We start from the raw sequence: 23892 nt of genomic DNA, 5'->3' as shown, positions 1-23892 counted from the left end.
CGAGGCGACCCGGTCCGCCCGCTCCGCCCGCAGCCGGCCGGAGGCGGGCTCGCCCTCCCCGCGGGTCCGGCCCGGCGCCGGACCCTACCCAATCAGTCAGCCAAGACGTGCGCCCGTGTGCTCGTGGCCGCGAGCGGACTGCCTCGGCAGGATTCCGGGGACAGGTACTCCGACCGCTGAGGAACGCATATGCGTGTGGCGCAGGGCTTTAGAGGATTCCCCGAGCTGCTGGCCGACCGGGCTGAGCGGCACCCCGGACGTCAGGCGGTTCTGGAGATCTCGCCCGGTGAGGACCGCGCCGTCCGGGCGGAGTCGACGTACGCACAGCTGCTGCGGGACGCGCAGGGCGTCGCGGCGGCCCTGTCGGACCGGTACCCGGCCGGCTCCCGCATCCTGATCGTCCACGAGTCCGGGGTGTCCTTCGCCACCGCTTTCCTCGGGTGCCTGCTGGCCGGGCTGGTCGCGGTTCCGGCGCCCTCACCGGCCGGCTACCGGCGCCAGCAGAGCCGACTCGCCGGGATCGTACGGCACAGCGGCGCGCACGCGGTGCTGTGCGACGCCTCGCACCGGCCGGACGTCGCCGACTGGCTCGCCGCCAACGGACTGGCCGGTACGGACCTGCTGGTGCCGGAGACGTTCCCGGCGGCCGGGGACCGGGCGCCCGCATCTGTGCCCGCTGCGAGGGCCGAGGACCCCGCGTACCTCCAGTACACCTCGGGCAGTACGGGCAGGCCGAAGGGGGTGATCATCACCCACCGGAACCTGATGAGCAACGTGGCCCACTTCGCCGAATGCGTCGGCGCCGGGGAGGGAACGCGCTGCGGCGGGTGGCTGCCCCTCTACCACGACTTCGGGCTCATCGCGCACCTTGCCGTCCCCCTGTTCCTCGGCGGCACATCAGTCCTCATGGCACCGTCCGTCTTCCTTCGCCACCCCGTGCGGTGGCTGACGGCGGTCGACCGATACGACCTCCATCTTTCCGGTGGCCCCGACTTCGCCTACGACCTCTGCCTGCGCAAGATCACGGACGAGCAGATCGCGGCCCTGGATCTCTCGCGCTGGCGGCACGCGGTGAACGGCTCGGAGCCGATACGCGCGTCCGTCCTCGCCGCGTTCACCGACCGGTTCGCGGCGGCGGGCTTCCGTCCGGAGGCCATGTCTCCCGGCTACGGGCTCGCCGAGACCACCTTGGCGGCCACGCTCTCCCCCCGAAGTGAGCGGCCGGTCGTCACACGGGTCGACGCCGACGCGCTCGCCCGGCACCGCTTCGTGCCACTGACCGGCACCGCGGCCGGCGATGCCGGGGCGGTTCGCCGAGTCGTGGCGAGCGGATTCTGGTCGTCGGAGAGGGGCGTCGTCGTCGATCCGCACACCGCGGCCGTGGTCCCGGACGGCCACGTCGGCGAGATCTGGGTGCGGGGCGCGAGCGTGTCACCGGGCTACTGGAACGACCCCGAGGCCACCGCAGGCGTCTTCGACGCCGTGACCGCCGACGGCACCGGGGGCTTCCTGCGCACCGGGGACCTCGGCAGCGTGTGGGACGGGCAGTTGTACGTCACCGGGCGGATCAAGGAAATGCTGATCGCCCATGGCCGCAAGCTGTATCCGCAGGACATCGAGGACGTGGTGCGTACGGCGCACCCGTCGCTCGCGGCGGGCGTGGGGGCGGCCTTCCGGCTTGAGGGGAACGGGCCCGAAAGCCCCGACGAGATCGCCGTCGTGCAGGAGTGCCGCAGCGGCCTCGTCGGTTCCGAGGGGGCGGAGGCGGTGGCCGGCGCGGTCCGCCGACGTGTCCGGGAGGAGTTCGCCGTGGCGCTGGCCGCCGTCGTCCTCGTACGGCCCGGCACGGTGGAGCGCACCACGAGCGGCAAGATTCAGCGCGGCGCCATGGCACGGGAGTTGCGGGACGGAACACTGCGCGGCGTGGTGCTCGACAGCCGTACGGGCACCGCCTCCGCCATGCCGTCCGCGGTCGCCGGGCCCGCACCGGACGTGGCGCCGACCGCCGGAACGATCGCGTGAACGCCCCCGCCACGCCCCTGCCCCCGGTGCCCGCGGACGGCCCGGCCGCGTCGCTCGGCGAATGGCTCGGCGACCCCCGCGATCCGTCCCGGCCCTTCTCGTACGCGGCCAGTGCCCGCTGGGACCGGGCGGAGGAGTTCCCCGCGGCCGCCGTCCGGGCCCTGGACGAGTGGGGACTCGGCCGTCACTACGTACCTGCCGCGCACGGCGGATCGCTCAGCCGGCTCGACGTGCTGCTGGATCTCGTACGGGTGGTGGCCCGCAGGGACCTGACCGTGGCCGTCGCACACACGAAGACGTTCCTGGGAAGCGCGTGCGTCTGGGCGGCGGGCGCCCCCGAGCAGATCCGCGCCCTCGCCAGGCACGTGCTGGCGGGCGCCCCCGTCGCCTGGGGGCTCACGGAACGGCCGCACGGAAGCGACCTGACGGCGGACGAGTTCTCCGCGGTGCGCAGCGAGGACGGCGGCTACACCCTGAACGGGGAGAAGTGGCTGATCAACAACGGCACCCGGGCGGATCTGGTCTGCCTGCTGGCGCGCACCGGTGAGGGGAGGGGTCCCCGCGACCTGAGTCTGATCCTGCTCGACAAGCGCCGCAACGAGCCCGGCGCCGTCCGGAACACGCCGAAGATCCCGACCCACGGAATTCGCGGCGCCGACATCAGCGGTTTCACCTGCCGCCGGGCACGCGCTCTGCCCGGAGCGCTCGTCGGCGTCGAGGGCACGGGCCTGGAGACGGTGCTGAGGGTCTTGCCGGTCACCCGCGCGGTGTGCACGGCCCTGTCCCTGGGCGCGGCCGACCAGGCCCTCGATCTGGCGACGGAGTTCGCCGAGGAACGGGAGCTCTACGGCCGCCGGGTGGTCGAACTCGGCCGCCCCGCCCTGCTGCTCGGGCAGGCGTACGCCCTGGCGTACGCCGGTGAGGCGGTCAGCCGTGTCCTGGGACGGGCGGCGCAGTGCCTTCCCGGCGAGCTCCCGGTGATGTCGGCCGTCGCGAAGGCCGTGGTGCCGTCCGCGGTGGACGAGCTCATCGGCCACTGCGCCGAGGTCCTCGGCGCCCGGAGCTTCCTGGACGGCGCCCACGCGGACGGGCGGTTCCAGAAGCTGGAACGCGACCACCGCATCGTCGGCATCTTCGACGGCAGCACGGTCGTCAACCGGCACGCCCTCATCCGGCAGTTCCCGATCCTGGTCCGTGCGCACGGGAACGGGACCGTCGACGCCCCGGCCCTCGCGGCGGTCACCGACCCCTCCGCCCCGATGCCGGACCTCGACCTCACTCGGCTCGGTCTCGTCTCCTCCGGCGGGTGCGGCATCGTGCAGGGGCTCGGTGCGGCCGTGGCCCGGCTGCGCGAACGGGCCGCCGGGCGGCCGGCCGGACTGCGGCTGGGGGAACTGGCTCAGTCCCTCCTGCACGCCCGTGACGCGCTGCACGAGGAGATGGCCACGCTCGGCGGCCTCGCGGGCAAGGACGTGCCGCCGCACGCCTTCGACCTGGCCCGGCGGTACGAGTGGTGTTTCGCCGCCGCGGCGGCCGTACACCTGTGGTCGGCCGGCCGGGACGACGGCCCGGACGAGGCAGGGCCGCGGCCGGTTCCGTGCGACGACGAGGACCTGCGGCTGGAGGCGGTGCTGGCCCTGGCGCTGCCCCGCGTCCACCGCCCCGTACTGCCGGGCGAGGCGTCGGACCCGGTGCCCGACGGGCCCGGTGACGTCTTCGAGCGGCTGCTCACGTCGGTGCGACGGGCCCGCGCCGCGACGCGGGAGGGCGGGGCGCCCGGCTCGGTACCCCGCGACGGCACGGCCCAACCGGAACCCACCCCGGGGAGAACGACATGAGACACCCCGACACGCCGACGACGGCCGAGGACAGAGGTACGGCCCTGGCCCGCCTCTTCGGGCCGCTCCAGGACACCGCCGGTGCCGTGGGGGCCCGGACGCTGCTGGACGCGGACGAGGCCGCGACCATGCACGCGGAGGGAGAACGCCTGCTCGACTCCTTCGGGTTGAACGCGGAGTTCGTCCCCACCACCCTCGGCGGCAGGCTGAACGATGTACCCGAGCTCGTCCGCGTCATGCGCGTGGTCTACGGGCGGGACGCCTGCCTCGGGCTCGGCTACGGCGCGAGCGCGCTCATGGCGTCCGTGAACGTGTGGACGGCCGGTGACGAGCGGCAGCGCCGGAGCCTGGCCGACCTGCTGCTGGCCGGCGGAAAGGTGGCGACCGCCTACCACGAGCTGCCGCACGGCAACGACTTCGCACGGGCCTCCTTCCGCGCGGTCCGGCTTCCCGGCGGGGACTGGCGGCTGACGGGCAGGAAGGAGGTCATCGCCAACGCCCGCAGGGCCGACGCCTTCGTCCTGTTCGCGCGTACCGGCGACACTCCGGGCGCCCGCGGCCACAGCCAGTTCTTCGTGCCCCGCGCGGCGCTGGACAGCGGGCGCCTCAAGGACGTGCCGAGGTTCCGCACATCGGGGCTGCGGGGCGTACAGCTCGGCGGTGTGGAGTTCGCCGAGTGCCCCGTGCCCGCGGAGAGCGTGCTCGGGGACGTGGGCATGGGCATCGAGACGGCTATGCGCTCGTTCCAAGTGAGCAGGACGGCGCTGCCCGGCATGTGGGCGGGCGGCGTGGAGGCGGGGCTCGTCACCGTCCTGCGCTTCGTGTCCGGCCGGCGGCTCTACGGCCGCCGAGCGGTCGACATCCCGCTCGTGCGGCGGGAGCTGGCCGAGTGCTTCGCGGACCTGATGCTCTGCGAGGCTCTGGTGTCGGTGGCGGCGAGAGCACTGCACGTGCGTCCGGACCAGACCGCCGTTCTCGCCCCGCTCACCAAGCAGTACGTGTCCGGGCGGCTGCTGAACGTCATGGACCGTCTCTCCCGCCTCCTCGGCGCGCACTTCTACGTGCGCGACGGCGAGCACGCGCTGTTCCAGAAGCACCTGCGGGACCTCGCACCGGTCGGCTTCGGTCACACCGGACGGGCCGCCTGCCTCGCCGCCGCACTGCCGCTGCTCACGGTGCTGTCCCGCAACGTCCGGCGGTCCGGCACGCGGCACCGGGTGGACGGGGACGGCGACGCCGACCTGTTCGACCTTCATGCGCCGCTCCCGCCGCTCGACTTCGGCCGTCTGACTCTGCGCGCCGGCCAGCACGAATCCCTGGCCGGCGCGCTGCGCGCCGGCGCGGACGGCACCGGCGCGTCGGGGCGTGCGCACCGAGCCGCGGTCGCGCTCCTCGACCGGACCCACGAAGGGCTGGCACACCTGGGTGCTCGGGACGTCGGGCCGGGCGGAGGTGCCGGACCGGCGGACCTCGCCAAGGCGTACGGCGTCTGCCTGGCCGCCGGAGCGTGTGCGGGGGTGGCGCGGCACGCCCGGCAGGGCACCGCCGACCCGTTCCTGTCGGACCCGGCCTGGCTGACCGGTGTGATGACCCGCGCGTTCGGGTCAGCCGCGCCGTCGCTCGACCCCGCTGTCGCCGACCGGTTCTTCGAAGAGCTGACGAACCGGTGGGAGGCGGGACTGTCACTGGAGCTGAGCCCCCGCCCGCTCGGCATGTGACCACCGATCCGACCCCCGAACCAACGACCAAGGAGGCTGCGACGTTGTCGAGCAACATCCATCCGCACAGCCAGGAAGGGCTGGAGGCGTGGCTCGCCGAACAGATCGCCACGCATGTCGGCGTCCCGTCCGGCCAGATCCTGCCCGATGTCGACTTCGCCGACCACGGACTGGAATCGGTGTCCGCCTTCGTGCTGTGCGGGGACATAGAGACGTATCTCGACCTGGCCATAGAGCCGACCGCGGCGTGGGACCATCCGACGGTGCGGGCCCTCGCACAGTACCTGCGAGGCCAACTGGACCTGCGCGACGGGCCGGAGCTCAGCGGCCTCGGCTCCGCGAAGGACCACGGCGGAGCCGGTTCGTGACCGCGCTGCGTGAAGTCTCCGCCTACCTGCCGCCGGACCGCGTCGACATCGGCAGCCTCCAGAGCAGGCTCGGTCTCACCGACGCGGAAATCAAGGTGTACCGCAGGGTGTTCGGGCTGCGGGAGGTACGTCACGGCCTCGACGCACTGCCCGGTGACCTGCTGCTGTCCGCGATCGGCGGGCTGACTTCGCCGGCCGGGGTGCGCGAGCGCGTCCGGTACATCGTGCAGGCCAGGACCATGCCGGAGGTCTCCCCCTATCCGCACAGCCCGCTGGACGGCATCCTGGCGAAGGGCGAGTTCCCGAACGCCGTTCCCTTCGCGCTCACCGAACAGGCCTGCGCGTCGGGGCTGTTCGCGGTCGACGTGTGCGGCAGGCTGCTGGCCGAGGACGGTGACCCGGACGGCCTCGCGCTCGTCCTGGTGGGCGAGAAGGCCTTCACCCAAGCGGCCCTTCAGGTGCCCGGCGCCAGCGTCAACGGCGAGGCGGCCGCCGCCGTGCTGGTGGGGGCCGACGGCGACCGGGACGTCCTCCTCGGGTACGCCACCCGCACCTACGGCAGGTTCTACGAGTTCCAGTCGCGGGACAAGGAGTCCGTGCTGGAGTTCCAGCGGATCTACGCCGAGGCGCTCGGTGAGGTGCTGCGCGGCGCCGCCGAGCAGGCCGGCACCGACCTGTCGGGAATCGCGCTGGTGCTGCCGCACAACGTGAACCGCATCTCCTGGACGCGTATCGCCAAGCACCTCGGGATACCGCTCGACCGGCTGTTCCTCGACAACATGGCCCTGACCGGCCACTCCTTCTGCGCCGACCCGTTCGTCAACCTCGTCTCCGCCCGCAGGTCGGGGCGACTGCGGCCGGGGGACCTGTACCTCATGGCCACGGTCGGCCTGGGCGCCACCTTCTCCGCCATGGCCTTCCGCCACTGACCCGAGCCCGTTCCCGGCCCCCGCGACGCCCTCTGCCCGCGTCCGAAGAACCGAGAGGCATTCACCATGCTCGCTCCACCCGACCCGCCCTTCATGGCCCGACTGCGCAGTGGCGTCGCGGACGGTCACGCCCTGGTGCTCATGGGCAACTTCGAGGTCGAGGACAGATGGGCCCGGAACGAGATCGGCCTGCCCCGGCTGTCCTTCGGCTCCGCCTCGCCCGTCGTCAACCGGATGGACGAGCTGGCTCTGCTGCTCGCCGGCCCCGGTGACCGCGTACTGATGAAGGAGGCTCCGGACCCGGATCACCTCCAGCACCTGACGGAACTCGGTTTCGCCCTGCCACGCGTCGTGACACCCGCCCAGCAGAACCCCGCCGCCACCGTGACGGACGACGCGCTGCGCGACCCGGCGCTGCTCGCCGAACTCGCCCGGCTCGGCGACCTGGGATTCCGCCTGCTCCCCCACGGCACCTCCGAGGGCGAGGAGCGGCTGGCGACGACCGGCGGCATCCCGCTCGCGGCACCGCCCGCGGCCGTGTGCAAGGAGGTCAACAGCAAGGTCTACAGCCGACGGCTGGCGAAACGTACGGGGCTGCGGCAGCCCCTCGGATGGGCCTGTTCGGACCTGGCGGAGCTGGACGCCGCCGTCGACCGGGCATCCGCCCTGCTGCGGGAGGGACGCACGGTCGTACTCAAGGACGCCTACGGCGTCTCCGGGAAGGGCATCGCCGTCGTCGAGGACCCGGCCCGCCTGGAAAGGCTGCACCGCAAGGTCACGGCCCTGGCGCGCAAGCGGCCCGACGCCCGCCTGGGCCTGGTCATCGAGGAGTGGGTGGCCAAGAAGGCGGACTACAACTATCAGCTGACCGTACGGCGCGACGGGTCGGCGCACTTCGACGGCGTCAAGCGCGCCCTGACCCGTGACGGCGTGCACAAGGGCCACCTCATCCCGTCCGGCCTGACCGCCGGGCAGTTGGACGAGGTCCGGGCCGCTGCCCGGACGATCGGGCGGGAGCTGGCCGCCGACGGCTGGTTCGGTGTCGTGGGGGTCGATGCGATGACCGGCCAGGACGACACCCTGTACCCGGTGGTGGAGATCAACGCCCGCAACAACATGGCGACCTATCTGTCCTCCGTGCAGGACCGGATACTTCCCGGTGGAAGCGCCGGCCTGGTCCGCGAGTACCCGCTCACCCTGGGCCGGCCGCTCGCCTACAAGAATCTGCGCGACGCCCTCGGCGACCTCGCCTGGACACCGGGGAACGGCAGCGGTCTGCTCGTCAACGCCTTCGCCACCGTCAACGCGGCGCGCGACACCCCCCGTGCCTCCTTCGACGGCCGTCTGTACGGCGTCGTGGTGGCCCCCGACGACCGCACGCTGCACCAGCTCGACGAACGCATCGCCCACCGCCTCGACTTGATCGCCCGGGAGACACAGTCATGACAGGACCAGAGCGCAGCCCCGACGGCGTGGAGCTGATCCAGGGCATACCCGTCACCGAACTCGCCGGACAGTACGGCACCCCGTTCTACGCCTACGACGCCGGCATCCTGACGGAAACGTTCGACACGTTGCGCGAACTGCTCCCCCGGCGGCTGGAGATCTTCTATTCCCTGAAGTCCAACCCGAACGTCGCGGTGTGCGCGCTGCTCGCCGGGCGCGGCGCTCGCGCGGAGGTCTCCTCCCTGGTGGAACTGCGCACCGCGCTGCGGGCCGGGGTGTCGCCCGGCGACATCATCTTCCTCGGTCCGGGCAAATCTCCCGAGGAGCTCGCCGCCTGTCTGGAAACCGGCGTGCACAGCGTCGTGTGCGAGTCGTTCGGCGAGATCGCCACGCTGGACCGGCTGGCGCACGGCCTCGGCGTCACCGCCCCGGTGTCCCTGCGGGTGAATCCCGAGTTCTCCGTCAAGGGCTCCGGCCTGACCATGGGCGGCAAGCCCCGGCAGTTCGGCATCGACGAGGCTCAGCTCCTCGGCCGGGAAGACCTCGCCAAGCAGTACCCCTCCGTCCGGCTGATGGGCATCCACGCCTACATGGGGACCCGCATCCTGGACGAGGAGGTCGTGGCCCGGAACACGGCCTACATTCTCGACATGGCCGAACGCCTGTCCGACCGGCTGGGGTTCCCGCTGGATCTGGTGGACGTCGGAGGCGGTCTGGGCGTCGCGTACTTCGCGGGCGAGCGCGATCTGGACCCGAGGCGGCTGGCCGAGCTGACGAATCCGGTCTTCGAGGCATTCGCCCGACGGCACCCCGGAACCCGCATGATCATGGAGCTGGGCCGCTACCTCACCGGCCGGTGCGGCACGTACGTCGTGCGCGTCCGGGACGTGAAGACCTCCATGGACGAGAACTTCGCGGTGACCGACGGAGGCACCCACCACCACATGGCGGCAGTGGGTATCGGCTCGTTCGTCAAGCGCAACTTCCCGGTCGAGCTGTTGAGCCGGGTCTCCGACGACGCCGTGGCGGCCTGGAACGTGACCGGCCCGCTGTGCACCCCCAACGACGTCCTGGCCAAGAAGGCCGAGCTGCCGCCGTTGCGTCCGGGCGACCTGCTGGGGGTGCGGCGCTCCGGCGCCTACGGTCCCAGCGCGTCACCGGTCCTCTTCCTCAGCCACGGTCATCCCGCGGAGATCGTGGTGCACGAGGGCCGCTCCCATCTCGTGCGCGAGCGCGACCTGCCGGAGGATCTCATGCGCAAGCAGCGCCTTCCCGACTTCGCCCGGCCGGAAACGGCCGAGGCCGCCGCTCTCTGAAGCCTCCATCCGTCCGTATCCGCCCCTACCAGCTGGAGAAGAACCATGACCCACGAAACGATCGAGCCGCCCGCCACCGCCGGCCACGCCGCCTCCGGCGCCGAAACGGACCGGATCACCGCCCACATCATCGCCGCGCTCACCCGAGTGCTGAAGCGCGACCTGCCCGAAGCGAACGGGAACACGCGTCTGTTCGACGACCTCGGTCTGGACTCCACGAGTGTGCTGGAGTTGCTGATGGCCATCGAGGACGAACTGTCCCTGGAGTTCGACACCGACACGCTCGAACAGCACCACTTCGAGTCGGTCGGCTCCCTCGCCGGGTATGTCGTCGAACAGTCGGCCGGGAGCTGACCGGTGTTCACCGCTCAACCACCGGTCGTCGCGACCGCGACGGACACCCCGCCCCGGATCACGCCGCTGCGCGTGCTCCGAGGCGTGTACCGGGAGTTCGGCCGGGGGCTGCCGTACGAGCCCGATCCGCTGCACCCGCCGCTGCGGGAGTATCTGCGGGACCTCGCGGAGCTCCACGGTGTGGGTCTGCGTGCCGGCTTCGACCTGTCGACCGCGCGGCGCACCACCTTCGTCGAAATGGCCGAGGCGCTGGTGCCGCTGCTCGGCGACGCGGATCGGCCGACGGACGTGGTGGCGCTCGCGCACCAGGCCCCTGACGCCGACTTCCGCAGGTCCGCGACATGCCGTCTGAACGACCTGCTGCCCGGTTCGCCCATGCCGTTCGCCGTTTCGGACCAGGGGTCGGCAGCTCCGTTCACGGCGTTACGACTGGCGGCGGCGTATCTGTCGGCGGCCGCCGGGCCCCGGCGGGCGCTGGTGCTGGCAGCGGACCAGGCGGACCTGCCCTACGATGTCCCGCTGCGTCCCGAGGACCGGATCGCGGGCGACGCCATGGCGGCCCTGCTGGTCGAGGCGGGGCCCCGGACCGGCGGAGGGCCTGTGGCCACCTCGCTCGTGTCCGCCGGGTCCGTGGCCCGCGCCGTGCCGGCGCTGCTGGAGCGGCTGGCCGTTCCGCTGCGTTCCACCCTCGTCGTCCTCGGGCCCGGCATCGACCCGGGGGCGGTACCGGACGCCGCGGGCGGGACAGTTCTCGTCGAGTCCGGGATGCCCTGCACGGGCGGCTGGGTCACGCTGCTGGACCATCTGGTCCGGGGCGGGCCGCCGCCCTATGCCGCCCTGCTCGATCTCGCCCCCGGGCAGGGTGTGCTGTCCCTGGCTCTGCTCGATCTGTCCGGAGTGGTCGCGGAAACCTCCTCCGGCAGCCACGTCGCCGTTTCCACAGAGCACGAGGAGTGCGCCTCATGACCGACACCGCCGAACCGGGCGGCCTCCAGCCATGCTTCCGGGCCGCGGCCGCGGCCCGGAACCACGGGTTGCCGACCGCCCTGGAAGACCTGCGGGCGGAAGTCTGCCCCGACCGTGTCCCCAGCGGCCCGGCGGGGCATGTCGCCCTGCCGGCCCGGATGCTGGAGAAGGAGGAGGGCGCTTCCGGGAGCACGACGGTCCTCTCGACCCCGGACGGAGCGATCGGGTTCGGTCGCCTCGCCTCCGCCACGCCCGGGGCCGGCGAAGCCGCCTGCGGGGCCTGGGACCTCGGCCTCGTCTGGGTGCGCCTGGGACAGTCCTGCCGACTGCTCGACGCCTGCCTGGACTACCTGCGGGGCCGCACCGTCGGCGGGGCGGCGCTGCTGATGCAGCAGATGGTGAAGGGCGGGCTCGCGGATGCGAAGGCCGACCAGCTCACCGTGGAGACCCTGATCAGTGGCGCGGAGCCCGGTGAACTCTCCGAGGCCACTCTCGCGTACGCCCATGACACCCTCACCGGATGCGATCGTGCGCTGCTGCGGCTGCTGGGCGCCTTCGGCTATCGCGCCGACGGGCCCGGTGCCTGCGCACACGCTTCCGCCCTCGTCGCCGATGCCTATGTGCGCCGGCCCGACCCCGAAGAGGTGGCCGCATGACACTGCTCGACGACCGACTGCTCACAGCGAGGGGAATCGCGGCGGACTGGGCCGCCGAGATGGCCGAGCACGCCCTGGCCGCCGACCGCGACCCCGACGCGGTGCGCGAACTGCTGCATCTGAGCTGCATGGCGTATCTGGCGACCAGCCCGGTGCCGGAGGAGTACGTACCCACTCCGATCACCGTCGACGGCCACCGCTTCTCAGGCATGAGCACCCTGGAGCGTGTGGTCTTCATCGAGGAGCTGGCGGTGGGCGATCCGGGCCTCCTGCTGGGCGCCCCCGGCCCTTCCCTCTCCGGCGGCCTGCTGCTGGCGCTCGGCAACGACGACCAGAAGAAACGCTTCTACGACGCGTTGTTCTCCCGCCCCACCTGGACCTTCTTCGGTCTCACCGAACCCGATCGCGGCTCGGACGTCGGCGCGATGACCACCACCCTGACCCGTCGGGACGGAAAGCTCCTGCTCAACGGGGCGAAACGGTACTGCGGCAACGCCGCCCGCGCGCGCCTGGGCGTGGTGTTCGCCCGGACGGCACCCGGACCGCTCGGTGTGACGTCGGTTCTGGTGGAAACCGACCAACCGGGCTTCGTCGCGGAGCCGATCCCCACCCTGGGGCTACGGGCCAACCAGATATGCGACATCCGGCTCACGGACGTCGAGGTACGGGAGGAGAACGTACTCGGGCAGGGGCTCACCGGCACCCAGCGGGGAATGTGGGGCGCCCTGCGGGCGCTCAACACGTTCCGTCCCGGTGTCGGCGCCCTCGCCCTCGGCATCGCACGGGCCGCTCACGCCTACGCGCTCCGCCACCGCTCCGCCCCGACCGCCTGGCAGCGGCACGACCTGGACCGCACGGCCCGGCGCATCGACGCCACCCGCGCCCTGCTGCACCGGGCCGCGGTCGCCGTCGACCATTCGCGGGAGGGCGGCTACCTCGCCTCGGCGGCCAAGGCCCGTGCCACGCACCTCGCCGAGGACGCGACGCAGCAGGCGCTCGCTCTGTTCGGCCCGGGGGCGCGGTACGAGCATCCGCTGCTCGACAAGCTCGACCGCGACGCGCGCGGGGTGGAGTTCATGGAGGGCACCAGCAACATCCACCGGCTGAACCTGTTCCAGGGACTCATACGGGGCGAGGTCGGACGTGGCTGAAACGGCGTGCGAACGCCGGGAGATCCTGCGGTTGGGCCTGCCCATCGCTCTGTCGATGACGGGCAATGTCACGCTGCCGTTTCTGTCCTTCGCCATGCTCGGCTGGATGAGCTCGGACGCCCTGTACGTCCGGTCCCTCTACATCCCGTTGTCGCAGCTCTTCGTGGCACTGCTCCTCGCTTTCGACACCAGCGCCCAGACCGCGGTCGCCCTGGCCGCCGGCGGGCAGCGGCTCAAGGACGTACCGGCGCTGCTGCGGAGCGCGCTGGTCCTCGGACTCGCCGGCGGGATCGGCCTGTTCGTGGTGCTCTTCACTACGGCGCCGCTGCTGGCCGAGCTGCTCAGCGTGCCCGCCGACGCGCGTGGCACGTTCATGTCGTTCCTCCGCTGGACGGCGGCGGCATCGGTGCTGCACGTCGTACCGGTGGTGTGCGCCGCGTGCCTGCGCGGTGCCGGCCGGCCTTCACGGGCCGCCGCCATCGTCCTCACGACGGCGGTGCTGGAGGTGGCGTGCGTCGCCGTGTTCGGGTTCGGCGCGGATCTCGGCCTGTGGTCGGTCCCGCTCGGCATCGCGGTGGGGTGTGTGGTCGGCGCCGGCCTCGCGTGGCACGCGCTGAGAGGGTCCGGGCCGCTGCCGCCGGGGCGGGGCGGCCACGCCGTCCGCGAGATGACCGGCCACCTGCGGAGTGTCGGTCTGCCGGTCGCCGGGACGTTCCTCGTGCTGTTCTGTTTCAGCCTGGCGCAGCTGTGGATCGTGGGGCCGTTCGGCGAGGGGGTGGTCTCCGGCTTCTCGCTGGCCGTGACCCTGCAGGGCGTGGTCATCCAGCCCGCACTGGCCCTCGGCACGGCTACCGCCATCCTCATGAACCAGCGGCGCGGGGCGGGCCGGACCGAGCGTCTGCACCGCATCCTGCGCTCCGGGCTGGAGCTGACCGCTCTGGCGTACCTGCCGCTGGCGCTGGCGGTCTGGGCCCTCGCGGGCCCGGTCGCGGCCCTGGCGACCGGCGACGAGACCGCTGCCCTGGAGGCCGCGCACTACCTGCGGGTGGTCGGCCCCAGCTATCTGATGATGGGGGTCACCCTGGCCGCCTTCACCGTGCTGGAGCAGATCGGCAGAGGCCGGACCGCGCTGCTGCTGAACGCCGGATTCTTCGCCGTCCTGGCGGTGTCGGGACTGTACGCCGCCCGCCATTTCGACACCCCTTCGGGACTCTACTGGGTGGTGTCCGCGGGCAACGTGGGCGGCGCGGCGGCCGTGCTCCTCGTGGTGCGGGCGGCCAGAACACTTCACGTGCCCACATCTTCGTCGGCCGCACAACGGGAGGCCATGAGTGAATCGGAATGAGATCCGGCGGATTGCCTTCAGCGGTGCGCGCGAGGCCGAAGAACGGGCCACCTGGGGACAGTCGCTGGTGTGGCGGGACATGAGCGGCATGGCGCCGGGCACCCCCTACAACGAGACCAACGGCACTCTGGTGCCGCCCGGTCTGGGGACGGCTGACGTCCTGGACGCGCTGGGCGCCCTGCTCTCCCGGCACGAGGCGCTGCGTACCGTCTGGGCCGAGGACGCGAGTGGCGGTCTGCGACAACGGGTGCCGGCCTGCGGCGAGGTGACGGTCGAGGTACACCGGCTGCCGGACGACGACCCGGAGGCCGTCGCCCGGTTCGTGGCCTCGGCCGAGCCGCGGCTGCGGGGCACCGTCTTCGACACGTCCGCCGAGCCCGCGTTCCGCGCGGCGGTGGCGGTCGGTCGCGACGGCGTGGTCGCGGTCCTCATCGGTGTGGCCAAGCTGGCCGTGGACCTCCAGGGCAGCCGGCTCGTGGTGCGCGACTTGCGGGCCTTGCTGGACGCGCGTGCGGAGGGGCGGCCGTGGCCGCCGCCCCTGTCGCCCGCGCAGCCGGTCGACATCGCCCGCGACGAGGGCTCCGAGCGGGGCCGTGCGACGACCCGGCGAGCGGTCCGGCACGCGGTGACGCAGGTGGGCCGCTTCCCGGCACGGGTCTTCCCCGTACCGGCGGACCGGACGGCGGACCGGCCGCGTTTCTGGCGCGGCGGGCTGGTGTCCACGGCGGTGCCCCGGGCCGTCGCCGTGCTCTCGGAACGGTGGAAGGTATCGGGCACGACCCTCTTCATGACCGCGGCTGCGACCGTACTCGCCACTGAGGCGGCCGCCTCCGGCGGGGCGCCGCTGTCCCGGTTCGGTTGGCACCTCATCGTCGGCAACCGCCTCGGGGAGACCCTGCGGCACACGGCCGTGACGGCGACCCAGGACCTGCCGCTGGCCGTGGACCTCGGGGGCGAGACCTTCTCGGCCATCGCCCGGCAGGCCGGCCTGGAGGCGCTGAGGGCCTACCGGCACGGCCGGTTCGACCCGCGCGTGGTGGACGAGGCGATCCGGGGCGAAGGTGGTGTCGGCGAAGGGCGCGACCTGGCTTGCTACTTCAACGACACCAGAGACCTCGCGGCCGGCCCCGCCGTGGCCGTGGCCGGTCCCGGCCCGCTGCGCCGGGCCCTGGAGGAGAGTTCCTTCCGCTGGGAGGAGAAGGTCGACTGGGACGCGGTCACGGTCTTCTTCGAGGTGTTCGACGTCCGCGAACGCCCCGACGCGCTGCGGCTCTCGCTCTACGCGGACACCCTGCAACTGCCCGCGCACCGGATACCGGTCGTCCTGCGAGCCGTCGAGCGCCTGCTGGTCACCGCCGCTGTGGACGGCGACATCCGCACGACGGACGTCGCCGCGCTGTGCGACGACCCGGCGGAGGGCGAACCCGCCGCGTCCGGGCCGGAGACCGTCTCCTCCTGGCGGATCGCGCTGCGTCCGGCGGAATCGGGGTGACGTGCCCCCCGTGGACACGGTCGACCTGTGGGTCATCCCGCTGGACCGCCCGGAGGACGAGACACGCGTGGCGCCGCACCTGGACTCCCGGGAATCGGCGCGGGCGGACGGCCTCGCGCACCCGCGACGCGGCCGGTTCGTGGTCGCGCGCGGAGCCACCCGGGAGATTCTGTCCGGCTATACCGGGGTGGAGCCGAAGGGCCTGGTCTGGCGTGTGGGGCAGTGGGGCAAACCGTACGTGGAGCTCCGCCGGGACACCGCGCCGGTACCGGCGTTCAATCTGAGCCACTGCGGCGCCGTCGCCCTGCTCGCCGTGCTGCGGAACGGTCGCCGGGAGGTGGGGGCGGACATCGAACGGGTGGTGGGCGGACGTGCCGAGCGGCTGGTGGAACGCTTCTTCCACCCGGACGAGGCTCGGTACGTACGCGGGTTCGCCCCGGCCGGGCGCGAGGTCGAGGCGACCCGGCTCTGGACGCGCAAGGAGGCGTACGCCAAGGCCTCCGGACACCGGCTGCTGGACGTCCTGCGGATACCCGTTCTCGCCCCGCGCCCCGGTCGGCGGCCGGGGCGCGGCAACGGTGCGGGTGCCGGTGCCGTACGCCGCCTGCGTGACGTGCCGTTCGGCGACGGCTGGGCCGTGTCCGTGGCCGTCATGGGGTGTGCCGACTTCGACGTCACCACACGGCGCTGGCCCGAGGGGCGCTGAGGCGGCCGGTCCACTCCGCCCGGCGGGTCAGGACGGGTCGTCCGGGTACGGTTCGAGCACGCCGCCGCGGATGGCGTTCATCACCGCCGTCGTACGGTTCTCCGCCGCGCACTTCAGCAGTACGTTGCCGACCAGGCGCTTGGCTCCGTGCACGGAGATACCCAGTCGCGTGGCGATCTGTTTGTTGCTGCAACCCTCGCTCAACAGGACGAGGGTCTCTCGCTCGCGCGAGGTGAGCCGTACCGAGAGGGTCTGCGCTCGCGGCCTGGGCACGGTGACCATGTCCCTGGCGAGCTGCCGGGTGAGAGGCGCCGGCAGCGGCACCTCTCCGCCGGCGAGCTGTTCGAGCGTGCGGCTCAGCGTCCGGCGCGACAGGTCCTGTTGCAGCAGGTAGCCGTCGGCCTTGAAGGAGCCGAGGGTCTCGGGGCTCGCGCCGTCGATGATGGCGAGGACGCGCGGCCGGTGCCCGCCCTCCGAGGACAACGGGCCGGGCGGGGGGTCGCCGGCCAGCAGGACCACCACATCGCAGTCACCGCTCGGCGGCCGGTCCGCCGACTGCGGCAGGAGGACGACGGTGCAATCGGCCACGCCGGGCAGATCGTTCAGTACGGCGCTCAGGCCGTGGGCCAGCACCTCACTGCGCAGCCGTAACTCGATCCTGAGCCGACCGGCGGTGGCGAGAGCGGTACCGGCTCCCTGCGCGGCATCGCGGTCCGCCGGTGTGTCCGCGTGGGGCGGGGAGACCGGCCGGAACGACCGATGGGCCGGTGGCGGAGAGGATACGGACGGCACAGTTGTGCTCCCTTGCCTGGAGGACGATGGGTCCGAATGGGTCAGCGGGCGTCTTCGTCCAGGAGAGAGCGCGTGGGGGACAGTCGTTCTGCCGGACGGCGGGGCCTCTCGCCGACGATCTGAATCGTCATTCATGCCCACGGGGGTTGCAAGAACCTTCCGATGGACTGTTATGGCCACGGCCGGAACAGTCCGTAGTGCGTCACCCCGCCGGACCGCCAGGGCTTCCATCAAGGTCAGTTAGTCGCTCAGACGCATGGCTATTGGTCTGCACCAATGCAATGATCGCGGTGGATTCAGTGTTGCCGAGGGGGGCCACGGTGTCAGGTGAACTGGGGTTGAGCAGCGAGGCCGAAGCGGTCTACCGCGCCATGCTGACGCATCACGAGGACGGGGTCACGGCCCTCGCCACTCGACTGCGCCTGGAGGAGCGCAGCGTGCGGGACGCCCTCGACGAACTCAGCCGGCTGGCCATGCTCCAGCCGTCGGCCGACCGCCCCGGCAGGATGCGCGCGGTCGCACCGGGCGTGGGTCTACGGGTCCTCACCGCCCGCCGGCAGCGTGAACTCGCCGAGATGGAATGCCGGGTACGGGCCGCGCAGGAGGCCGCCGCGCGAATGATCGCGGAGTACACCGCCTCCTCCGCGGCCGCCGTGGGCACGGAGATCCTCACCGGGACCGACGAGGTCTGCGACCGGCTGCGCGAGTTGTTCTGCGGTGCCCGGAACGAGGTGACGGCGCTCGCACCGGGCGGCGCGGGAGCCGGGGCGCCGCTCACCGCGTCTCTGACGTTCAACGAGGACGTCCTGCGACGCGGTGTACGGGTGCGCGCCGTCTATCTGGACAGCGCGCGCCACCACGACCCGAAGTCCCGCCATGTCGAGGGCCTGATCGACCTCGGGGTGGAGGTCCGCACGGCACCCGCCTTCGCCACTCGGATGCTCGTCGTCGACCGCTCGACCGCGCTGTTACCCCTGCACGCCGACACGGACGCGGACGGCGCCGTACTCCTGACCGGCCGCGGTCCGCTCACCGCCCTGTGCGAACTGGCCGACACGATCTGGAACCAGTCGCGGCCCTGGGGTGAGCAGCCGGTTCCGGGGCGTACCGGCTGCACGCCCCGCGAAGCGGCCGTGCTCACGATCCTCGCCGACGGCGGCACTGACGACACGGTCGCACAGAAGCTCGGCGTCTCTCCCCGTACCGCCCGCCGGCTGGCCGCCACGCTCATGGAGCGCCTGGGCGCACGCAGCCGGTTCCAGGCAGGGGTCATCGCGGCCCGGGAAGGGCTGGTTCTCGGGTACGCTCCCGCAAAGCCGCCGGAAATGGACGGCCTGTCAGCTCTGGTATCACCCGCGTCAACAGCAAGTGCCGATAGACCCCGTCCAGGGCATCATCCCCGTGTGCTGCGAGCCAGCGTGCGCCGTCCGGCACGGCCGCTGATCCCGAGTGACAGCGTCCCGAAGCAGGGACCACGGGACTGAGCCCGGCGGCGGCGATGCGGTACATCGCCGCCCGGAAACGCACCATGGCCTGACCGGGGCGCCGTTCCGCCTCGGGCAACGCCTCGACCCACTGCTCGGCGACGACGGCGTCGCGCGCCGCCGCGAGGAGGCCCGGCGAGCCGGGGTCCGGGGAGCCGGCCCGTGCCCAGTGAACGGCTCGGGTGACGAACCCGGTGGCGTCCTTCGGGCCGAATCGGTCCACGGAGGTGGTCAGGGCCAGCATCTCCCGCGGCGCGATCCGTTCACATCCCAGTACGCGCAGCGTGGCCTCCCCGTCCGGCTCCCCGCCGAACTCCCACTCCGGAAAGGGCAGCGGCGTGCTCGCACCGGTGAACTCCCGCTCCCCCGCACCGCACACCGGGCAGGTGACCACGACGACCACCGTGCGCGGCACGTGGGGCACGATGAGGCCGGGCGTGTCCGGCAGCGGCGACGGGTGAAGCAGGTGCCCGACGGCCTCCCGCTCCACGAGTTCCTCCAGAACCCGCCGCCACGGTTCCCCGATCGCGGCCGGCGGGGCCGCGATCGTGTCACCGGCGTGCGCGGCCGGGGTGTGCCCGTCGGGCAGGTACCGCATGGTCGTGGTCATCGGTCGCTCCCCACGCGTGGTCCTCCGGTCCGCGATGTGACGCCGCTGGGGGACGGCGCGTCCGCCATGCCCTGGCTCACCGCAGCCACCCCCAGTTCGGTGAGGCCGTCCAGCCCGTCCGCCGGGCGGTCGGCCTCGGCGATGCCGGACGCCAGCCACGAGCGCACCGCCGCGCGGACCCGGCGTACGCCGTCGTGACCGGGTACGGCTCCGGCCGCGGCCGTGATTCCCCCGCTGTCGCGGCCCAAGAGGTAGCACGCGGCCCAGACCTCGACCGCCACCGCGGTGGGTACCGAGTCATGGAGGTGGGCGTTCAGCGTCTCTTCGACGCGTGCCGCGTCCACCCCGGCGGCCGCGCACCAGTCGCGCCAGTACCAGCCGAACACGTGCCCGATCGGTTCCGGCGTGCCGGGGCGGATGAACCGGAGTGAGCAGCGGGAGTGCCGCAGCTCCACCCCGAACTCGTCCGGGCGGTCCAGTGCGGCCCGTCCCCGTAACGCCTCGACCAGCGCTTCCGGCGTGCTCCGCCAATGTTCGGCGGGAACCGGTCGTCGGTCTACGACGGTCGCGTGGAAGGAACCGGGATGTTCCGAGAGCGACGGCGCGCCGCGGTGATCGACGAGATGCGGCACCGTCGCGAACACCGGCAGCCCGGCTTCCTGGCAGTACAGCACCACCATCTGGTCGTCGTCGGCGACCTCGTCGGGGATGGGCGCGAGGTGGGCCGCGAGTTGCCGCGCCTCGTCGGCGGGCAGCACCAGCCCCAGTGTCGGCGTCCACTCCACCGGAGAGAGCGGGGCCCAGGCCGAGCCGCAGGCGGCCGCGCGACGCACGAGGTACGAGTTCTGCGGACTGTTCCAGTTCGAATAGAGCGCGATCGCGTCACGCGGACGGGCCTCGATCGCGTCCCGCACCTGCCGCGCGAAGTCCGGCACCGGCACCACGTCGTCCTGGAGCACCAGATGGTGCGTGGCCCCGGTGGACACGGCCGCCCACGCCGCCTTGGCCGTGCGCAGCGCGCTGCGGAACGAGCCGGGGTCGGGATCGACCACTGTACGGGGCGTCAACGGCGCGCAGGCCGCGATGAGTTCCGCCAGGTGCTCGGCACGGTTCGGGTGGGTCATGATCACGACACTGAGCACGACGTCTTGGTGAGCGACGGCCGTATCGGCGGTGTCAGCTGTGCCGCAAGGGCGCATGGTCTCGTTCCCTCGTCACGGAATGGGGTGCCCCGGCTGCCGGCTGGGCAGCGTCCGGGGGAAGGAGGCCGGCCGGGCCGGCGATGCCGGAGAACCGGAATCCCTGGTCGAGCAGCCCGCCGATGATCCTCGGCAGCGCCGCCACCGTCTGGTCGCGATCGCCCCCGCCGTCGTGCAGCAGCACGACCGAGCCGTCACGTGCCTGGCGCAGCACGGAGTCCGCGATGGCGTCCGCCCCCGGCAGCGTCCAGTCGGAGGCCTCCACGTCCCACAGGACCGTGGTGAGACCTTCGTCGGCCGTCGCGCGGAGCACTGTCCCGCCCCGCCCGCCGTAGGGCGGCCGGGCCAGGACGGGCGGGACACCGGTGGCTTCGGCGATGGCCCGGCTGGTCGTCCGCAGCTGCCGCACCGTCTCGTCCTCCCCCAGTTCGGGCAGGTACGCGTGCGACCACGTGTGGTTGCCGACCTCGTGCCCCTCGTCGACCATGCGCCGTACGAGGTCCGGCCGGGCCCGTACGTGGAGCCCGACGCAGAAGAAGGCGGCCGGGACCCCGAAGGACTTCAGGATGCGCAGCACCCGGTCGGTGTGGCGGGGAGAAGGGCCGTCGTCGAACGTCAGGGCGACCCGCGGAGGGCCGGCCGGGGCTGCCGGGCAGGTGGTCACCAGACGCCCGGACCGGTTCAGCTCGTCCTGAAGAGCGGCCACCGACGCGTTCGCCCGGCGCATCTCGTCCGACCGGTCCCCCAGGGTCCCGCCGGCCAGACCCACCGGCACCGCCGGAACGCGTCCCCGCCGTGCCGCATCGGCCAGGACGGCGGCGTCCGCGCCGGTGCGCGGCAGATGACGCAGGTCCACCCGGAGGACGTGCAAGCCCGCGACCAGCAGGAGGCCGTCCGTCACCCCGTTGGAACTCTCGAAGACGGTCACCAGGCCGCCGTGCACGCGCGCGGCCCACCGGGCCAGCCACGCGGCCGGCGCCTCGGGGCCGCACCGGTCGAACCGCTCGCGGGCGACGACGGTCCCCGACTCGTCCAGCAGCGCGGTCCCGTAGCCCTCGCTGTCCCACACCAGGCCCGCCCACCACCGCCTGTCAGGTGGCCGGTTGTCCTCGATGAGCATCCTCGGTCCCCCTGTGCGCTCGGTGAACGGCCATCAGGCTCCCCGCGCGGCCACCGGTGCGACAAGGACGTTTCGGGCGCGCGGGTGGGCGCCCCAACGGCTACAGCCGGGAGCCGGGGAGGCGGGGCAGGATGAGCGTCGCCCCGCCCGCCCGGTCGGCGGGCCCCGACCGCAGGAGGCATCGCGTGCACGCCGGAAGTTACGTGGCGACCGGAGAGCGTGCCCTGCTGCGCGTGGGGGCCTTCGTACGCGAGCGGTTCCACGCCTCGCCGGTGTCGCGGCCCAAGTCCTCCGAGCACGACCGGGTGACCGAGGCTGACGGCCTGGCCGAGGACATGATCAGACGGGAGCTCCTCACCGCCCATCCGGCGTCCGTCGTCGTCGGCGAGGAGCGCGGCACACACGGCACCGGCCGCGTGCGGTGGTACGTGGACCCGATCGACGGAACCTACAACTTCGCCCGCGGCATCCCGTTGTTCTGCCTCTCCCTGGGCGTGGTTCTGGACGGAACCGTGCTCGGCGGCTGCGTGTACGACCCGATCCGGGACGAGATGTTCACCGCGAGCGAGGGCGTACTGCGCGTCAACGGGGCGACCGCCACGCGCCGCGGGCAGGGGCCGCCGATGCTGCTGACCGACCTGCCGCCGTGCCGGTCGTGGGCCGCCGGGCCGACCGACGCGGTCACCGCCGCGCTGGACGGCTGCGACATCCGCCGCATCGGGTCGTCGGCCCTGGCCCTGGCCTGGGTGGCGGCCGGCCGCGCGGACCTGGCAGCCAACGCCAACGTGTACGCCTGGGACGTGGCCGGCGGCCAGGCGTTGGTGACCGCGGCCGGGGGCGGATACACCGGCCTGCCGGACGAGCGGCTGCGTACCGATCGCCAGGGCGGATTCGTCGCCTGGGGGCCAGGGCACGGAGAGCGGGCGCAGCGCCTCGCCGACGCGCTGCGTCCGACGCTGGCCACGGCGTGACCGGAGTGACCGTTCCGGACCACCGGCGGTGGTGAGAGAAGCGGGCACGGGCCGTTCGCACACCGGCCCGGCCGGTGGGGGTCACGCCCGTTGATGCTCCTATTGGCTGTCAAGCGGCGGTGAGCCAGTCGCGGTAGGTGTTGGCGAGGTCGTCGTCTCGGCGGATTCCGCGTTCGAGGGTGGAGATCGTGGCGGGCCAGACTCCGAAGTGGCGGGCCGCTGCGGTGAGGGTGATGTTCTTCGACTGCCGAAGAGGCCGCAGGTCGGCGATGCCTGGGACGGTGACCGTGGTGGTCAGGCAGCGGAACATCTCCCGGACGATGGCCCGTTTCAGGAGCCGGATGATCTCTTTCTTGGTCCGGCCGGCGGCCGTCTGTCGTGCCACGTAGTCGCGGGTGCGGGGGTCACTGGACATGCGGACCAGGGCGATGCGGTAGAGGGCGGCGTTGGCTGCCCGGTCGCCGCCTCGTGAGAGGCGGTGCCGGTTCGTGCGGCCGCTGGAGGCGGGGACGGGTGCGGCTCCGCAGAGGGCGGCGAAGGACGCTTCGGTCCGCAGGCGTTCGGGATTGCCTCCGGCTGTGACCAGCAGCTGGGCGGCGGTGTCGGGGCCGACGCCGTAGGCGGCCCGCAGCCCGGGGTTGTGGGCGGTGACCTCACTGTCGAGGGCCCGGGTCAGGGCATGGTGTTCGGCGGTGAGTTCCTTGACGCGTCGGGCGAGGCTCTTCAGCGCGGTGAGGACCGCGACGTGGACCGCGTCCCCGGCCGGTCGCAGCCGGGCCAGGGCGTCGGTCCGGTCGGCGCCCTTGAGCTGCCCGAACCTGGCGCGGATGCTTTCGGGTGCGGTGACGAGGATGTGGGTGATCTGGTTGAGAGCGGCGGTGCGTGCCTTGACGGCTGAGCGGGCGGCGTTGTGCAGGGCGCGTATGCCGGTGACGGTGTCGTCCTTCGGCGCGCTGGAGGCCCGTCCGGACAGGGCGGCGCGGGCGGCGGCGTAGGCGTCGATGGGGTCGGACTTGCCGATGCGGCGGCGTTCTGCCCGGTCGGGCCGGTTGACCTCGACGACGTCAAGGCCCGCCGAGCGGGCGGCGCGGGTGAAGCCGGCCCCGTAGGAGGCGGTGCCTTCCACTCCGATCGCGTTCACGTGGCCGTGGGCGCCGAGGAAGGCCAGGGCCGCGGCGTATCCGGCGGCGGTGGTGGCGAACTCGGCGTCCGCGAGGTGACCGCCGTTGTCGCTGATGACCGCGACGTGAACGGTGTCGGCGTGGGAATCGACCCCGCCGAACACGACCTTGTCCGTGGTGTCGTCCGCGACCGCTGATGTCATGCTGATGCTGCCTTCCAGCCGAAGGTAGGCGCCGGCCGGGTGGCGCAGACAGGACATTGAGGGGGCTTCTGACCAAGCTCCTATC

Annotated in this window: 21 protein-coding genes; 17 read left to right on the top strand and 4 right to left on the bottom strand. The window is 72.7% G+C overall.

What is annotated here, in order from left to right; all coding sequences use genetic code 11:
- Window positions 1-189: 189 nt before the first annotated feature.
- From DNK56_RS28030 to DNK56_RS35110, 14 genes are all read left to right on the top strand, one after another.
- Window positions 190-2022 carry a fatty acyl-AMP ligase gene (locus DNK56_RS28030; RefSeq protein WP_111338566.1) on the top strand — a complete coding sequence of 611 codons (1833 nt, stop codon included), beginning with the start codon at window positions 190-192 and terminating at the stop codon, window positions 2020-2022.
- Window positions 2019-3860: an acyl-CoA dehydrogenase family protein gene (locus DNK56_RS28025; RefSeq protein ID WP_158558465.1), complete on the top strand. Its 1842-nt coding sequence runs from the start codon at window positions 2019-2021 to the stop codon at window positions 3858-3860. The genes DNK56_RS28030 and DNK56_RS28025 overlap by 4 nt, the downstream gene beginning before the upstream one ends.
- On the top strand, window positions 3857-5578 hold the full coding sequence (locus tag DNK56_RS28020) for an acyl-CoA dehydrogenase (protein WP_111338564.1): 1722 nt from the start codon (window positions 3857-3859) through the stop codon (window positions 5576-5578). The genes DNK56_RS28025 and DNK56_RS28020 overlap by 4 nt, the downstream gene beginning before the upstream one ends.
- Before the next feature lie 44 nt (window positions 5579-5622).
- On the top strand, window positions 5623-5946 hold the full coding sequence (locus tag DNK56_RS28015; protein WP_111338563.1) for an acyl carrier protein: 324 nt from the start codon (window positions 5623-5625) through the stop codon (window positions 5944-5946).
- The gene (locus tag DNK56_RS28010; RefSeq protein WP_111338562.1) at window positions 5943-6875 is read left to right on the top strand and encodes a 3-oxoacyl-[acyl-carrier-protein] synthase III C-terminal domain-containing protein; all 933 of its coding nucleotides are present in this window, start codon (window positions 5943-5945) and stop codon (window positions 6873-6875) included. Before DNK56_RS28015 ends, DNK56_RS28010 begins: the two co-directional genes overlap by 4 nt.
- A 66-nt stretch (window positions 6876-6941) precedes the next feature.
- Window positions 6942-8321, top strand: coding sequence for a preATP grasp domain-containing protein (locus tag DNK56_RS28005; RefSeq protein WP_241990107.1), 1380 nt, complete (start codon window positions 6942-6944; stop codon window positions 8319-8321).
- Complete coding sequence (locus DNK56_RS28000; protein ID WP_111338561.1) at window positions 8318-9637, top strand: type III PLP-dependent enzyme; 1320 nt, start codon at window positions 8318-8320, stop codon at window positions 9635-9637. Before DNK56_RS28005 ends, DNK56_RS28000 begins: the two co-directional genes overlap by 4 nt.
- Before the next feature lie 45 nt (window positions 9638-9682).
- Window positions 9683-9991 (top strand): acyl carrier protein, encoded by a 309-nt coding sequence (locus DNK56_RS27995; RefSeq protein WP_111338560.1) that lies wholly within the window; start codon window positions 9683-9685, stop codon window positions 9989-9991.
- Window positions 9992-9994: 3 nt separating this feature from the next.
- Window positions 9995-10957, top strand: coding sequence for a hypothetical protein (locus tag DNK56_RS27990; RefSeq protein ID WP_111338559.1), 963 nt, complete (start codon window positions 9995-9997; stop codon window positions 10955-10957).
- The gene (locus tag DNK56_RS27985) at window positions 10954-11613 is read left to right on the top strand and encodes a hypothetical protein (RefSeq protein ID WP_111338558.1); all 660 of its coding nucleotides are present in this window, start codon (window positions 10954-10956) and stop codon (window positions 11611-11613) included. The genes DNK56_RS27990 and DNK56_RS27985 overlap by 4 nt, the downstream gene beginning before the upstream one ends.
- Window positions 11610-12764 (top strand): acyl-CoA dehydrogenase family protein, encoded by a 1155-nt coding sequence (locus tag DNK56_RS27980; RefSeq protein ID WP_111338557.1) that lies wholly within the window; start codon window positions 11610-11612, stop codon window positions 12762-12764. Before DNK56_RS27985 ends, DNK56_RS27980 begins: the two co-directional genes overlap by 4 nt.
- Entirely contained in the window at window positions 12757-14109 is a 1353-nt protein-coding gene (locus DNK56_RS27975) for an MATE family efflux transporter (protein ID WP_146610418.1), read from the top strand. The genes DNK56_RS27980 and DNK56_RS27975 overlap by 8 nt, the downstream gene beginning before the upstream one ends.
- Entirely contained in the window at window positions 14096-15601 is a 1506-nt protein-coding gene (locus DNK56_RS27970) for a hypothetical protein (RefSeq protein WP_111338555.1), read from the top strand. The genes DNK56_RS27975 and DNK56_RS27970 overlap by 14 nt, the downstream gene beginning before the upstream one ends.
- A 10-nt stretch (window positions 15602-15611) precedes the next feature.
- A complete protein-coding gene (locus DNK56_RS35110; RefSeq protein WP_158558466.1) occupies window positions 15612-16307 on the top strand; it encodes a 4'-phosphopantetheinyl transferase family protein in 696 nt (231 codons plus the stop codon).
- A 27-nt stretch (window positions 16308-16334) separates the two neighbouring features.
- Here DNK56_RS35110 and DNK56_RS27960 read toward each other — a convergent pair whose 3' ends face one another.
- Window positions 16335-17099, bottom strand: a complete 765-nt coding sequence (locus DNK56_RS27960; RefSeq protein ID WP_158558467.1) for a LuxR C-terminal-related transcriptional regulator — start codon at window positions 17097-17099, stop codon at window positions 16335-16337.
- A 338-nt stretch (window positions 17100-17437) separates the two neighbouring features.
- Between DNK56_RS27960 and DNK56_RS27955 the strand changes: the two genes are divergently transcribed.
- The gene (locus DNK56_RS27955; RefSeq protein ID WP_111338553.1) at window positions 17438-18583 is read left to right on the top strand and encodes a helix-turn-helix transcriptional regulator; all 1146 of its coding nucleotides are present in this window, start codon (window positions 17438-17440) and stop codon (window positions 18581-18583) included.
- Between the two features lie 284 nt (window positions 18584-18867).
- On the top strand, window positions 18868-19044 hold the full coding sequence (locus DNK56_RS35105; protein ID WP_158558468.1) for a hypothetical protein: 177 nt from the start codon (window positions 18868-18870) through the stop codon (window positions 19042-19044).
- Between the two features lie 145 nt (window positions 19045-19189).
- Here the strand turns inward: DNK56_RS35105 and DNK56_RS27945 are convergent, their stop codons facing one another.
- Both DNK56_RS27945 and DNK56_RS27940 read right to left on the bottom strand, forming a co-directional pair.
- A complete protein-coding gene (locus DNK56_RS27945; protein ID WP_146610419.1) occupies window positions 19190-20317 on the bottom strand; it encodes a hypothetical protein in 1128 nt (375 codons plus the stop codon).
- 52 nt (window positions 20318-20369) lie between these two features.
- Window positions 20370-21512 carry a polysaccharide deacetylase family protein gene (locus DNK56_RS27940; RefSeq protein ID WP_111338550.1) on the bottom strand — a complete coding sequence of 381 codons (1143 nt, stop codon included), beginning with the start codon at window positions 21510-21512 and terminating at the stop codon, window positions 20370-20372.
- A gap of 131 nt (window positions 21513-21643) precedes the next feature.
- Here DNK56_RS27940 and DNK56_RS27935 point away from each other — a divergent pair, with 131 nt between their 5' ends.
- Complete coding sequence (locus tag DNK56_RS27935) at window positions 21644-22483, top strand: inositol monophosphatase family protein (protein WP_111338549.1); 840 nt, start codon at window positions 21644-21646, stop codon at window positions 22481-22483.
- A 109-nt stretch (window positions 22484-22592) separates the two neighbouring features.
- On the opposite strand, the gene DNK56_RS27930 is transcribed toward DNK56_RS27935, so the two are convergent.
- Entirely contained in the window at window positions 22593-23807 is a 1215-nt protein-coding gene (locus tag DNK56_RS27930; protein ID WP_111339642.1) for an IS110 family transposase, read from the bottom strand.
- Window positions 23808-23892 lie beyond the last annotated feature (85 nt).

This window comes from Streptomyces sp. AC1-42W (assembly GCF_003248355.1).
Classification (GTDB): domain Bacteria; phylum Actinomycetota; class Actinomycetes; order Streptomycetales; family Streptomycetaceae; genus Streptomyces.
This window is presented reverse-complemented; position numbering and strand designations above follow the sequence as displayed.

Coding starts and splice junctions, on each gene's coding strand:
- DNK56_RS28030 (WP_111338566.1), top strand. CDS start 190: ATGCGTGTGGCGCAGGGCTTTAGAGGATTCCCCGAGCTGCTGGCCGAC.
- DNK56_RS28020 (WP_111338564.1), top strand. CDS start 3,857: ATGAGACACCCCGACACGCCGACGACGGCCGAGGACAGAGGTACGGCC.
- DNK56_RS28005 (WP_241990107.1), top strand. CDS start 6,942: ATGCTCGCTCCACCCGACCCGCCCTTCATGGCCCGACTGCGCAGTGGC.
- DNK56_RS28000 (WP_111338561.1), top strand. CDS start 8,318: ATGACAGGACCAGAGCGCAGCCCCGACGGCGTGGAGCTGATCCAGGGC.
- DNK56_RS27995 (WP_111338560.1), top strand. CDS start 9,683: ATGACCCACGAAACGATCGAGCCGCCCGCCACCGCCGGCCACGCCGCC.
- DNK56_RS27985 (WP_111338558.1), top strand. CDS start 10,954: ATGACCGACACCGCCGAACCGGGCGGCCTCCAGCCATGCTTCCGGGCC.
- DNK56_RS27980 (WP_111338557.1), top strand. CDS start 11,610: ATGACACTGCTCGACGACCGACTGCTCACAGCGAGGGGAATCGCGGCG.
- DNK56_RS27945 (WP_146610419.1), bottom strand. CDS start 20,317: ATGACCCACCCGAACCGTGCCGAGCACCTGGCGGAACTCATCGCGGCC.
- DNK56_RS27940 (WP_111338550.1), bottom strand. CDS start 21,512: ATGCTCATCGAGGACAACCGGCCACCTGACAGGCGGTGGTGGGCGGGC.
- DNK56_RS27935 (WP_111338549.1), top strand. CDS start 21,644: ATGAGCGTCGCCCCGCCCGCCCGGTCGGCGGGCCCCGACCGCAGGAGG.
- DNK56_RS27930 (WP_111339642.1), bottom strand. CDS start 23,807: ATGACATCAGCGGTCGCGGACGACACCACGGACAAGGTCGTGTTCGGC.